The sequence below is a fragment of the Kitasatospora sp. NPDC057500 genome (assembly GCF_042802195.1).
Classification (GTDB): domain Bacteria; phylum Actinomycetota; class Actinomycetes; order Streptomycetales; family Streptomycetaceae; genus Kitasatospora.
Genome location: NZ_JBHVER010000226.1, coordinates 1 through 12036, shown reverse-complemented (window position 1 = coordinate 12036; position 12036 = coordinate 1). Strand labels below are relative to the sequence as shown.

10 protein-coding genes are annotated in these 12036 nt (G+C 75.1%); 7 read left to right on the top strand and 3 right to left on the bottom strand.

Going from position 1 to position 12036, the window contains the following annotated elements:
* Both sucB and ACFU74_RS31885 read left to right on the top strand, forming a co-directional pair.
* Window positions 1-1166 (top strand): 2-oxoglutarate dehydrogenase, E2 component, dihydrolipoamide succinyltransferase (sucB, locus tag ACFU74_RS31890; RefSeq protein ID WP_380763130.1); only part of this gene is annotated, 1166 nt, incomplete at its 5' end.
* Between the two features lie 162 nt (window positions 1167-1328).
* Window positions 1329-1844 carry a DUF4240 domain-containing protein gene (locus tag ACFU74_RS31885; RefSeq protein ID WP_380763128.1) on the top strand — a complete coding sequence of 172 codons (516 nt, stop codon included), beginning with the start codon at window positions 1329-1331 and terminating at the stop codon, window positions 1842-1844.
* A 30-nt stretch (window positions 1845-1874) separates the two neighbouring features.
* On the opposite strand, the gene ACFU74_RS31880 is transcribed toward ACFU74_RS31885, so the two are convergent.
* Window positions 1875-2918 carry a DUF2510 domain-containing protein gene (locus ACFU74_RS31880; protein ID WP_380763126.1) on the bottom strand — a complete coding sequence of 348 codons (1044 nt, stop codon included), beginning with the start codon at window positions 2916-2918 and terminating at the stop codon, window positions 1875-1877.
* Between the two features lie 128 nt (window positions 2919-3046).
* Window positions 3047-3547: a GNAT family N-acetyltransferase gene (locus tag ACFU74_RS31875; protein WP_380763124.1), complete on the bottom strand. Its 501-nt coding sequence runs from the start codon at window positions 3545-3547 to the stop codon at window positions 3047-3049.
* A gap of 105 nt (window positions 3548-3652) precedes the next feature.
* On the opposite strand from ACFU74_RS31875, the gene ACFU74_RS31870 reads away from it, so the two are divergent.
* The 3 genes from ACFU74_RS31870 to ACFU74_RS31860 all read left to right on the top strand — a co-directional run bounded on the left by ACFU74_RS31870 (window position 3653) and on the right by ACFU74_RS31860 (window position 7586).
* Entirely contained in the window at window positions 3653-4558 is a 906-nt protein-coding gene (locus ACFU74_RS31870) for a TIGR01777 family oxidoreductase (RefSeq protein WP_380763122.1), read from the top strand.
* Between the two features lie 355 nt (window positions 4559-4913).
* Window positions 4914-6242 (top strand): FAD-dependent oxidoreductase, encoded by a 1329-nt coding sequence (locus tag ACFU74_RS31865; protein WP_380763120.1) that lies wholly within the window; start codon window positions 4914-4916, stop codon window positions 6240-6242.
* A gap of 111 nt (window positions 6243-6353) precedes the next feature.
* Window positions 6354-7586 (top strand): cation:proton antiporter, encoded by a 1233-nt coding sequence (locus ACFU74_RS31860; RefSeq protein WP_380763118.1) that lies wholly within the window; start codon window positions 6354-6356, stop codon window positions 7584-7586.
* 13 nt (window positions 7587-7599) lie between these two features.
* Here ACFU74_RS31860 and ACFU74_RS31855 read toward each other — a convergent pair whose 3' ends face one another.
* Complete coding sequence (locus tag ACFU74_RS31855) at window positions 7600-9414, bottom strand: regulator (RefSeq protein ID WP_380763116.1); 1815 nt, start codon at window positions 9412-9414, stop codon at window positions 7600-7602.
* 321 nt (window positions 9415-9735) lie between these two features.
* Here ACFU74_RS31855 and ACFU74_RS31850 point away from each other — a divergent pair, with 321 nt between their 5' ends.
* Window positions 9736-10497 (top strand): 3-hydroxybutyrate dehydrogenase, encoded by a 762-nt coding sequence (locus tag ACFU74_RS31850; RefSeq protein ID WP_380763114.1) that lies wholly within the window; start codon window positions 9736-9738, stop codon window positions 10495-10497.
* A gap of 119 nt (window positions 10498-10616) precedes the next feature.
* A complete protein-coding gene (locus ACFU74_RS31845) occupies window positions 10617-11999 on the top strand; it encodes an MFS transporter (RefSeq protein ID WP_380763112.1) in 1383 nt (460 codons plus the stop codon).
* Window positions 12000-12036: the final 37 nt, after the last annotated feature.

The following is a 12036-nucleotide window of genomic DNA, read 5'->3' as shown; positions in this document are numbered from 1 at the left end:
CCGTCGCCGCCGCCGCCGCCGCTGCGGCCGCTCCGGCCCCGGTCGCGCAGGCCCCCGCCGCCGCCCCGGCTGCGGTGGCCCCGGCCGCCCCGGCCCCGGTCGCCGCTCCGGCCGCCCCGGTCGCCCCGGTCGCCGCTCCGGCTCCGGCTCCGGCCGCCGCCCCCGCCGCCCCGGCTCCGGTGGCCGCTCCGGCCCCGGTCGCCCCGGCTACTCCGGCCGCCCCGGTGGCCGACGCCGGTGACGCCTACGTCACCCCGCTGGTGCGCAAGCTCGCCGCCGAGCACAACGTCGAGCTGTCCTCCGTGGCCGGCACCGGCGTCGGCGGTCGCATCCGCAAGCAGGACGTCCTGGCCGCCGCCGAGGCCGCCAAGGCCGCCCAGGCTCCGGCCCCCGCCGCCGCTGCCGCCCCGGCCGCCGCGCCGAAGGCCGCCGCCGCTCCGTCCGCTCTGCGCGGCCAGACGGTCAAGATGACCCGCATGCGCAAGGTCATCGGCGACAACATGATGAAGGCGCTGCACGAGCAGGCGCAGCTCACCAGCGTGGTCGAGGTGGACGTCACCAGGATCATGTCGCTGCGCGCCAAGGCCAAGGACGGCTTCCTCGCCCGCGAGGGCGTCAAGCTCTCCCCGATGCCGTTCTTCGTCAAGGCCGCCGCCCAGGCGCTGAAGGCCCACGCGGTCGTCAACGCCCGGATCAACGACGCCGAGGGCACCATCACCTACTTCGACACCGAGAACATCGGTATCGCGGTGGACTCGGAGAAGGGTCTGATGACCCCGGTCATCAAGGGCGCGGGCGACCTCAACATCGCCGGCATCTCCAAGAAGACCGCCGAGCTGGCCGGCAAGGTGCGCGACAGCAAGATCACCCCGGACGAGCTGTCCGGCGCGACCTTCACCATCAGCAACACCGGTTCGCGCGGTGCCCTGTTCGACACCGTCATCGTGCCGCCGAACCAGGCCGCGATCCTGGGCATCGGCGCCACCGTCAAGCGCCCGGTGGTCATCGAGGCCGACGGCGGCACCGCCATCGGCATCCGCGACATGACCTACCTGTCGCTCTCCTACGACCACCGCCTGGTGGACGGCGCCGACGCCGCCCGCTACCTGGTGGCGGTCAAGGAGATCCTGGAGGCCGGCGAGTTCGAGGTCGAGCTCGGCCTGTAAGGCCCCGGGAGTCCGCTCCACGGCACCGGAACCCCGCACCGTCCCCGGACGGTGCGGGGTTCCGCGCGTCCGGGGACGGTTCCGGGTTTTTCGCGCGGTTCCGGGTGATTCACCCGTTCTTCGCATGCGCGCGTGCGGCCGAACAGGGATGCTGGAGCGGTGATGGACGAGACCGACTTCTGGCTGATCATCGACGAGACCCGGGAGGCCGCCGAGGGCGACCCCGACGAGCAGGCGGACCGCCTGGTGGAGCGGCTGGGCGAGCTGGCCCCGGACGATGTGATCGACTTCGCCCGGCTCTTCGAGGCCCGCTTCCAGCGCGCGTACCGCCACGACCTGTGGGGCGCGGCGTACCTGCTGCTGGGCGGGGCCTCCGAGGACTCCTTCGACTACTTCCGCTGCTGGCTGATCGGCCAGGGCCGGGAGGTCTTCGAGGGCGGTCTGCACGAGCCGGACGACCTGGCGGACCTGCTGCCGGAGTTCGACGAGGAGGAGGACGGCGAGGCCGAGGACCTCGGCTACGCGGCCGACGAGGCGTACGAGCAGCTGACCGGGCTGCCGCTGCCCGAGGTGGGCGGGCGGCAGCCCGCGCGGCCGTCCGGGGCCGGCTTCGACTTCGACGACCCGGACGTCATGGCGAAACGGTTCCCCAAGCTCTGGGAGCGCTACGGGGAGTGAGCCCGGCCCGGCGTCGCCCCCGGGCGGGGCTCAGGCGCCGGAGTCGTCGGCCGCGCTGGTGTCCTGCTTGATGCCCTTGAGGATCTGGTCCAGGACGGACGGGTCGGGCGCGCCCGCGGCGTCGTCCACCCCGCCCTCGAAGGCCACGTAGCCGCCGCCCTTGGCCGGGACGGCCACCATCAGGACGTAGCCCTCGCTGCCGTCCGAGGTGACGACGTGCCAGCGCACCGCGTAGCCGGAGATGCCCGCGACCGTGGTGCTGGACGAGCCGGCGTCGGTGTGCGAGGTGATGTTGTTGAAGATCGCCGCCGCGTAGGTGGGCATCGCCGCCTCGGCCGCCGCGCGGGCGGTGCTGCCGGAGATGGTGTCCTTCTCGACCGAGAACTGGCCGCGGATGCAGCTGCCGCCGCCGGGACAGGTGTACTGGCCGGTGCCGAGGAAGACCGTCGAGTGCGAACCGCTGGTGTTCGCCTCCCAGCCCTCGAAGACCGGCACGGTGATGGCGTGCTGCGGGTCCGCCACGGTGTCCTTGAGCACCGGGGTGGGGCGCGGCGGTGCGGTGGTGGGCGGCGGCGAGACCGGCTTGGTCGTGGTCGGTGCCGGTGCGGTCGGGCTCGGGGTGTCGGTGACGGTGACCGTGGCCACCGGCGGGGTCGGCTTGGCGGACGGGCCGTCACCGCCGCTGTTGAGCGCGATGGCGGCGACCACGCCGACCACGGCCAGCACCGCGACGCCGATGCCGACGGCCGTGCCGGGCTTCATCCGGTTCGGCCGGGACGGCGGCGGGTAGGCGTCCGGCGGATAGCCGTAGGCCGGCGGGTTCTGCGCCGGGTAGCCGTACCCGGGCTGCCCCTGCTGCTGCGCGCCGTAGCCGTAGGAGGGCGGCGGGGGCGCGGCGGGCTGGGCGGGGTTCTGCCAGGAGACCTGCGTCGGGGCGTCGGCAATCTGGCCGCCGCCCGCCTGGACGGGGCGCACGTCACTGGTCCAGGCCGTACCGTTCCACCAGCGCTCGTGGCCGGCCGTGCCGTCCGCACCCGGAACCGGGTACCACCCGGGAGGCGTCGAGTTGCTCACGGCAAGACCGTACCCGGCCGGGTGATGCTCCAGACAGGCCGGGTCTGTCACGACTCTGCACCACCCGTGTACCGGTCCTGACCACTTGTCAGTAGCGGGACGGGTGGTACGGCCGGTGCCGCCGGGGGTCAGTCGGCGAGCGGGCGGGCCATCCAGATGTCGTCGACGTAGGCGCCCTCGATCAGGAACTCCCCGGTGAGCGAGCCCTCGACCACGAAGCCGCAGCGCGCGTAGAGGGCGCGGGCCGGGGCGTTGTGGCCGAGCACCCGCAGGGTGATCCGGCGGGCGCCCTGGGCCCGGGCCACCCGGCAGGCCTCCTCGACCAGCGCGACGCCGATGCCCCGGCCGCGCGCGGCGGTGTCGACGGCGAGGCCCTGGATCTGGCGCACGTGCCGGTTGCTGGACAACGGGGTCGGCGGGGCGACCCGGACGTAGCCGACGATCCGGCCGTCGAGCAGGGCGAGGTGGAACTGGTCCGGGGTGTGGCGTTCGTCGAACATCCCCGCGTCCTCGGCGGGCCGCGGCGCGACCTCGGCCAGCGGGGTCCAGGTGGCGCGGTTGAGGACGGAGAGCTCCTTCTCGTCGCCGGCCTGAGCGGGGCGGATGATCAGATCGTCGGTTTGGCGCATGCGCGGCATGCTAACGATCGCGCGCGCGGGCGTACACGGAATTACCCGGAACCGGACGGAGCGGGCGTTCCGGTCCGCGCGGGACCCGGCTGCGAGGATGGGCGCATGAGAATCGCGGTCACAGGATCCACGGGACTGATCGGCTCGGCGCTCGTCGACTCGCTGCTGGCGGACGGGCACCGGGTGGTGCGGCTGGTGCGGCACCGCTCGAAGACCGGGCCGCGGCCGGACGGCACCACCGCCATCGGCTGGAACCCGCTGCTGGGCCAGGTCGACCGGGCCGGACTGGCCGGCGTCGACGCGGTGGTGCACCTCGCGGGCGCGGGCGTCGGCGACCGGCGCTGGAGCGAGGGCTACAAGCGGGAGATCCGGGAGAGCCGGGTGCTCGGCACCGAGACCCTGGCCGCCGCGCTGGCCCGGCTGGACGAGCCGCCGAAGGTCTTCGTCAGCGCCTCGGCCGTCGGCTACTACGGCCAGACCGGGGACCGGGTGATCGACGAGTCCTCGCCCGCCGGGGACGACTTCCTGGCCGAGGTCTGCGTGGAGTGGGAGGCCGCCGCCGGGCCGGCCGAACGGGCCGGGATCCGGGTGGTCCACCCGCGCACCGGGCTGGTGCTCTCCGCGGCCGGCGGCGCCGGCGGACGGCTCTTCCCGCTGTTCCGGCTGGGCCTCGGCGGACGGCTGGGCGACGGCGGGCAGTACTGGAGCTTCATCTCGCTCGCCGACGAGGTCGCGGCGCTGCGCTTCCTGATCGACCGGGAGGACGTGAGCGGGCCGGTCAACCTGACCGCGCCGGAGCCGGTGACCAATGCCGAGCTGACGAAGGCGCTCGGGCGGGCGCTGCACCGGCCGACCCCGTTCCCGGTGCCGAGGGCCGTGCTGGACGCGGTGCTGGGCGAGCTGGCGGTCGAGGTGGTCGGCAGCCACCGGGTGGTGCCGGGCCGGCTGCTGGAGGCGGGCTTCCGGTTCGAGCACCCGGATGTCGACTCGGCGGTGCGGGCGGCCCTCTGAGCACGGGTCGGCCCGGGGCGAACCCCCGGGGCCGGCTCGCCGGGCGGCGGGCCGGCGACCCACCGGAAGGCGCCCCGGAGGGGCTCTGAGAGGGGGCGCACGGGAGCACGCGGTGGGCGCGTTACGCGCCGTCGGTGACCGTGTGCGCCCGTCCGGCGGAATCGCGGCCGGTCGGCGCACAGTCCGTGACGGCCCGCCCACTGGATGCGATCACTCCCCTTCCCGGCCCCGGAATCAGGCCCGGCACGACTGTCTGACCCTCGCACTGACTGGGCATCACACCGGTCGGACCGTGTCCCAGCACCCCGCTGCCTGCGCCGGCCCGAAACATCCGGGACCAGGGAGGGAGCCACCCGTGCCCACGTACGACTTCATCCGCCGCGCCCGCCGACAGTCCGACCCGGACGTCATCGTGGTGGGAGCCGGCCTCGCGGGCCTCGCCGCCGCCCGCGTGCTCGCCGGCCACGGCGTCACCGTCCAGATCCTGGAGGCCGCGGACCTGATCGGAGGCCGCGCCGCCTCCCACGAACTGGACGGTTTCCGCCTCGACCACGGCAGCCATCTGCTGAACACCGCGTTCCCCGAGCCGCGCCGCGTGCTCGACCTCGACCGCCTCGACCTGCGCCCGCTCGCCCCGGGCGTCCTGGTGCACAACGGCGGGCGCCGGTACCGGGTCGGGGACCCGCAGCTGACCACCGCCCGGCAGGCCGCCGCCCGGGCGCCGCTCGGCAACCCGTTGGACAAGGCGCGCCTCGGCGGCTGGCTCAACCGGCTCGCCGCCACCCCGCCCGCCCGGCTGAAGGCCAGGCCGGAGACCACCGCCGCCCGCGCCCTCGGCGAACGCGGGCTCGCCCCGCGCACCGTCGACGGCCTGCTGCGCCCGTTGCTCGGCGCCCTGCTCAGCGACCCCGCCCTGGGCACCAGCAGCCGGGTCGCCGACCTGGTGCTGCGCTGCTACGCCCGCGGCCGGCTCTGTCTGCCCGCCGGGGGGATCGCGGCCGTGCCGGCCCAGTTGGCCGCCGCACTGCCCCCCGGCACCGTCCGCACCGGCGTGCGGGTGCTCTCGATCGCGGCCGACGGCGTGGAGACCGCCGCACACGGGCGGATCGGTGCGCAGGCCGTGATCGTCGCGACCGACCCCCGTTCCGCCGCCGGGCTGCTGCCCGGTCTGCGGCTGCCGGACTTCCACCCCGTCACGACCTTCTACCACGCGGCCGACCGGGCCCCGCTGGGCGAGGCCGCCCTGCTGCTGGACGGCGACCGGTCGGGCGGCCAGCCGTCGCTGGTCTCGCACTCGCTGGTGCTCAGCGAGCTGCACCCCTCGTACGCCCCGCCCGGACAGGCGCTGATCGCCACCACGGTGCTCGGCCGGCGCACCTTCGACGCCGGCGGGCCGGCGGCACTGGAGCCGGCCGTGCGCGGCCGACTGGCGGAGCTGTACGGCACCCCGGTGGGCGGCTGGCAGTTCCTGAGCGTGCGGCACCTGCCGGACGCCGTGCCCGCCATGCCACCGCCGCACAACACCCGCCGGCCGGTGCGGCTGCTGGCCGGGCTGTACGTCTGCGGCGACCACCGGGACACCAGCAGCGTGCAGGGGGCGCTGGTCTCCGGGCGCCGCGCGGCCGAGGCGGTGGCCCGCGACCTCGGGCTGTCCGCCAACGCGCGGGAGGCGGCGGCAGCCTGACGGCCCGAGCAAGGTGCACGTGGTCCGGCGCCGGTCCGGCAGCCGGACCACGTGCCAATATGCTGATATGACCGCTGATCGGCTGATTCCTGCGACCCCGCCGGACCCCGCGTGAGCGCCGGGCCCGCCGTCCAGCCGCTCGCGCTGGTCCTGGTCCCCGCCGCCGCGGTGGCGGCTCCGCTGCTGGCCGACCGGCTGCTGCGGTGGATCGCCGTGCCCACCGTGGTGTTCGAGATCCTGCTCGGCGTCCTGATCGGCCCCGACGTGCTCGGCTGGGTGCACACCGACGTCCTGGTCGACGCGCTCTCCCGGTTCGGCCTGGCCATGCTGATGTTCCTGGCCGGGTACGAGATCGACCTCGCCCGGCTGCGCGGCGGCCCGTTGCGCCGGTCCGCCGCCGCCTGGCTGGTCACCGTGGCGGCCGCGCTGGGCCTCGGCGCGCTGGTCAACCCGGACCCGCTGGACGGCGCCTTCGCCGGACTGGCGCTCACCACCACCGCGCTCGGCACCATCCTCCCGGTGCTGCGCGACTCCGGGGAGCTGCCCACCCCGTTCGGCTCGCTGGTCCTGGCCACCGGCGCGGTCGGCGAGTTCGGGCCGATCATCGCCGTCGCCGCCCTGCTCAGCGGCAACACCCCGGCCCGCACCGCCGTCATCCTGGCCGCCTTCGCGGTGATCACCGCCGTCGCGGTCGGCGGCGCCCGGCGCCCCCGGCCGGCCTGGATGACCAGGCTGATCCGGCGCACCCTGCGTACCTCCGGCCAGTTCGCCGTACGCACCGTGATCCTGGTGCTCGCCACCATGGTGGCCGCCGCGCTCTGGCTGGAGCTGGACATGCTGCTCGGCGCGTTCACCGCCGGCATCGTCTCCCGGCTGCTGCTCGCCGACATCCCGCGGCACACCGCGGAGGTCGTCGACGCCAAGCTGGAGGGCATCGGCTTCGGCTTCCTCGTCCCGGTGTTCTTCGTGGCCAGCGGCATGAACTTCGACCTGGACGCGCTGCTCGGCGATCCGGGCACGCTGCTGCTCCTGCCGGTCTTCCTGCTCCTGCTGCTCGCCCTGCGCGGACTGCCCGCCGCGCTGCTGGCCCCCGCCGGGCTGGGACAGCGCGACCGGGCCGCGCTCGGCCTGTACGGCGCGACCGCGCTGCCGCTGGTCGTGGTGATCACCACGATCGAGGTGGACGCCGGCCACCTGCCGTCCTCGACCGCGGCCGCCCTGGTCGGCGCGGGCATGCTCTCGGTGCTGCTGTTCCCGCTGACCGCGCAGCGGCTGCGCGGGGACGTCCGGCCGCCGGCCGCCGTCGGGGGCGGCCGGCCGCGGGTGAACGCCGAGAGCTGGTAAGACCTCGGGCCGGTCAGATCACCCCCGCCTGGCGGGCCGTTTCCTCGAACGCGCGTGCCACCGGACTGCCCCGGTACGGGGTGAGCCGGCGGTGGAAGTCGCGCACGTACTCCAGCGACCGGGCCGACCGCATCTCCCCCGCCGCCCGCAGCGCGTCGGTCGCCATGCCGCAGGCCTCGTCGAGGTCCCCCATGCCGAGCCGGGCGGTGGCCAGCACCAGCCGGCAGAAGATCCGGCTGCGGGCGTACGCGGGCGAGCGCAGCCGCAGCGACTTCTCGGCGTGCTGGGCGGCCGTCCGCCACTGCTGGAGGTCCCGGTAGCAGTGCGCGAACTCGTCGGAGAGCTGCGCCTCGTCGAAGAACCGGGCCCAGGACGGCAGCTCGTCGCCGGTCCGCACGGCCGCCAGCGCCCGCTCGGCCCGGACCAGCGCGGTGGTGCAGGAGCGGACGTCGCCGAGCAGGCCGTGGCCGCGCGCCTCGGCGGCGTGCAGCAGCGCCTGCACGGTGGGCGGCACCGCCGTGCCCACGCCCTGCTGGGCGACCCTGGCCAGCTGGACGGCCTCCCGGCCGTGGCCGAGGTGGACGGCCTGCTGGCTCATCGTCACCAGGACGTACCCGCCGAGCGCGCGGTCGCCGGCGGCCTGGGAGAGCCGCAGCGCCTGGACGAAGTAGCGCTGGGCCAGGCCGTGCGCGGCGATGTCGAAGGACGTCCAGCCGGCCAGCCGGGTGAGGTCCGCGACGGCGCCGAACAGGGCGCGGCCGATCTGCTCGCCGTAGCGGCCGCGCAGCATCGGCTCGGCCTCGCTCTCCAGGTAGCGGACCAGCGCCTGGCGGGCGTGGCCGCCGCCGTAGGCGTGGTCCAGCGCGCGGAACAGGTCGCCGACGGCGCGGATGGCGGCGATGTCGCCCCGGCCGACGCGCAGCGCCGGGCGCTGGTCGCGGCCGGGGTCGTGGTACGGCGGCTCGACGGCGATCGGCGGGCGGCGGCTCTGGGTGGGCACCCGGGCGCCGAGCGCGGCGGAGCCGGCACCGGCCGTCGGCGCCGCGGCGGGACCGGTCCGGGCGACCGGGGCGGCCGTCGCCGGACCGCGGGTCACGGGGCCGACGGGCGCGCCGGGCGGACCGACGGGCGGCGACCCGGTTCCGGGGTCGGGCCGGGCCAGCGTGGAGCCGTCCCTGGCGACCCGCTCGTCGGTGCGGCCGATCAGCCAGTCCCGGCTGGGCACCACCAGGCCGGCCGGGGTGAAGGCGATCCGGCGCAGCTCGGACTGCGGCCCGATGTCCTTGCGCCACATGCTCGCCACGATGTCCACCGCCTCCTGGGGCGTCTCGGCGAACTCCAGGCCGGCGTAGACCGGGGCGCAGGCGTCCAGACCGAGGTCCTGGGCGGTGAGGCGGCGGCCGAGCCGGCGGGTGAACACCTCGGCGATCAGCGCCGGGGTGGCGCCGCGGGGCTGCTGGCCGCGCAGCCAGCGGGTGACGGAGGTCTTGTCGTAGCGCAGGTCGAGGCCGTGCTCCAGGCCGAGCTGGTCGACCCGGCGGGCCAGGCCCGCGTGCGAGAACCCGGCCTCCTCGATCAGCGCGGCGAGCTGGAGGTTCTGGGTGGTGCCGGCCGGCTGGTGGCGCTCGGGCGGCGTCCGGCGCTCGGGGGCATGGCGTTCGGGCCCCGGCCGGTCGGCGGGTGTGGCCTGCTCGGGCAGCCGCAGGTCGTCGGCGGCGGACGGGGCTTCGGGGGCGTCCGGAAGGGACCGGCCGACCGGACCCCGGTGCTGGTCGAGCGGGTCGAGCGGTCCGTACGCCGGGCTGTCGGTTGCAGGCCTTTGGGGCATAGTCAGTCAACACCTCTCGGACGCCGCACCGGCTCCACCAGCGGTTCGGCTGCCTGTGGCGACGCCCCCTGTCGGGAATTCGGCGTGAATGTAGCGAGCATTCGGGCGCTATGGGTGGTTCTGACCGAGCAATCCTCCGAACGGGTGAAGCATCCGCGCCCATTGTGGGGAAGACACCTCAGGATGGGTTTGGCTTCGAGGGCGTCCGCCGACCGACGGCCGTGACGGCGGTGTGATAGCGCGGAACACCACAGTTCAGCGGGGTGCTGTGGGGGGCCGCCACATAGGAGCGCGGGCCCCGGATTCCTACCGTTCTCGGCCATGGACACCACTTCAGCCCGCCCGCTCGACGGTCGCACCGCGCTGGTCACCGGAGCCGCCTCGGGCATCGGCCGGGCCTGCGCCGAGGCCTTCGCCGAGGCCGGCGCCCGGGTCTACGTCGTCGACCTCGCCGCCGACCCGGCCCGCCGGCTCGCCGAGCGGATCGGCGGCGTCGCGCACGTCGCCGACCTCGCCGACCCGGAGGCGGTGGAGTCGCTGCCGGCCGACGCCGACATCGTGGTCAACAACGCCGGCCTCCAGCACGTCGCCCCGGTCCACGAGTTCCCGCCCGACCGCTTCGCGCTGATGCAGCGGGTGATGGTCGAGGCGCCGTTCCGCATCCTGCGCCGCACCCTGCCGCACATGTACGCGCGCGGCTGGGGCCGGGTCGTCAACGTCTCCTCCGTCCACGGGCTGCGGGCGAGCCCCTTCAAGTCCGCCTACGTCACGGCCAAGCACGCCCTGGAGGGCCTCAGCAAGACCGTCGCCCTGGAGGGCGCGCCGCACGGCGTCACCAGCAACTGCATCAACCCCGGCTACGTCCGCACCCCGCTGGTGGAGCACCAGATCGCCGACCAGTCCCGCGTCCACGGCGTCCCCGAGGAGGAGGTGGTCGAGCGCGTCCTGCTCGACCGCACCGCCGTCAAGCGCCTGATCGAGCCCGCCGAGGTCGCCGGGCTCGCCCTCTACCTCTGCCTGCCCCACGCCTCCTCCATCACGGGTGCCTCGCTCCCGCTCGACGGCGCCTGGACGGCCCGCTGAGGGCGTGGTCCCCGCACCTACGACAGGGCGCCCGGACGTACGGGCCGGTCGCACAGGGCCGGTCCCCCGCGCTCCCCTCTCGTGCCAGCACCCTCCCCCGAGCCTGGAAGTGGTGAGCCATGACGGCCGCTGTCCCGGATCCATCGGATCGCGCAAGCAGGAGTTCGCTGCCCAGAGTCGTGGCGGCGAGTCTGATCGGTACCACAATCGAGTGGTACGACTACTTTCTGTACGGTACGGCGGCGGCGCTGGTGTTCGGGAAGCTGTTCTTCCCGAACAGCGACCCGCTGACCGGGACGCTGCTGTCCTTCCTCACCTACGCGATCGGCTTCGCGGCGCGACCGCTCGGCGCCCTGGTGTTCGGTCACTTCGGGGACCGGGTGGGGCGCAAGCGGCTGCTGGTGGTGAGCCTGCTGCTGATGGGCGGCTCGACCACGCTGATCGGCTGCCTGCCGACGTACGACTCGATCGGGGTGGCGGCGCCGGTACTGCTGACCGCGCTGCGGCTGGTGCAGGGGTTCGCGCTCGGCGGCGAGTGGGGCGGCGCGGTGCTGCTGGTGTCGGAGCACGGGGACGCGCGGCGGCGCGGGTTCTGGGCGTCCTGGCCGCAGGGCGGGGCGCCGGCCGGCAATCTGCTGGCGGCCGGGGTGCTGTCGCTGATGACCGGCCTGCAGTCGGAGGCGGCGTTCCTGGCGTGGGGGTGGCGGGTGCCGTTCCTGCTGTCGGCGGTGCTGGTCGGGGTCGGGATGTGGATCCGGCTGGCGGTGGACGAGTCGCCGCTGTTCAAGGAGGCGCTGGCCCGGGCGGAGCGGCGCGGCGGCGCCGAGCAGCCGCCGCTGGTGGGGGTGCTGCGCCACCACTGGCGGGAGGTGCTGGTCGCGATGGGCGCCCGGATGGCGGAGAACATCTCGTACTACGTGATGACGACCTTTGTCCTGGCCTACGCCGTCTCGCACGTGCACTTCCCCAAGCAGACCGCGCTGAACGCCGTGCTGATCGCCTCCGCCGTCCAGTTCGCGCTGATCCCGCTCTTCGGGGCGCTCTCCGACCGGGTCGGGCGCAAGCCGGTCTACCTGGTCGGCGCGGTCGGCGTCGGGGTGTGGGCGTTCGTCTTCTTCGGGCTGGTGGACACCAGGTCCTTCGGTTCGCTGGTGCTCGCGGTGACCGTCGGGCTGGTCTTCCACAGCGCGATGTACGCGCCCCAGGCCGCCTTCTTCTCCGAACTGTTCGCCACCCGGATGCGCTACTCCGGCGCGTCGATCGGCGCCCAGTTCGCCTCGGTGGCGGCCGGCGCCCCCGCCCCGCTGATCGCCACCGCGCTGCTGAAGGACTACGGCGGCTCGACGCCGATCTCGGTGTACGTGGCGATCGCGGCGGCCGTCACGGTGCTGGCGGTGCTGTGCGGCCGGGAGACCCGGGGGCACGACCTCGCGGAGGTGGAGGCGCCCGCCGGGCAGAACGGGACGGCGGCACCCGCGGCCGGGAAGGCGGCCCCCGCCTGACGTGGCGTCCGGCGGTCGGCGCGCACCACCGCACGCG

Bases quoted from the DNA above. Each gene is read 5' to 3' on its own strand.
- ACFU74_RS31885 (WP_380763128.1), top strand. From the start codon at position 1,329: ATGGACGAGACCGACTTCTGGCTGATCATCGACGAGACCCGGGAGGCC.
- ACFU74_RS31875 (WP_380763124.1), bottom strand. From the start codon at position 3,547: ATGCGCCAAACCGACGATCTGATCATCCGCCCCGCTCAGGCCGGCGAC.
- ACFU74_RS31870 (WP_380763122.1), top strand. From the start codon at position 3,653: ATGAGAATCGCGGTCACAGGATCCACGGGACTGATCGGCTCGGCGCTC.
- ACFU74_RS31855 (WP_380763116.1), bottom strand. From the start codon at position 9,414: ATGCCCCAAAGGCCTGCAACCGACAGCCCGGCGTACGGACCGCTCGAC.
- ACFU74_RS31850 (WP_380763114.1), top strand. From the start codon at position 9,736: ATGGACACCACTTCAGCCCGCCCGCTCGACGGTCGCACCGCGCTGGTC.
- ACFU74_RS31845 (WP_380763112.1), top strand. From the start codon at position 10,617: ATGACGGCCGCTGTCCCGGATCCATCGGATCGCGCAAGCAGGAGTTCG.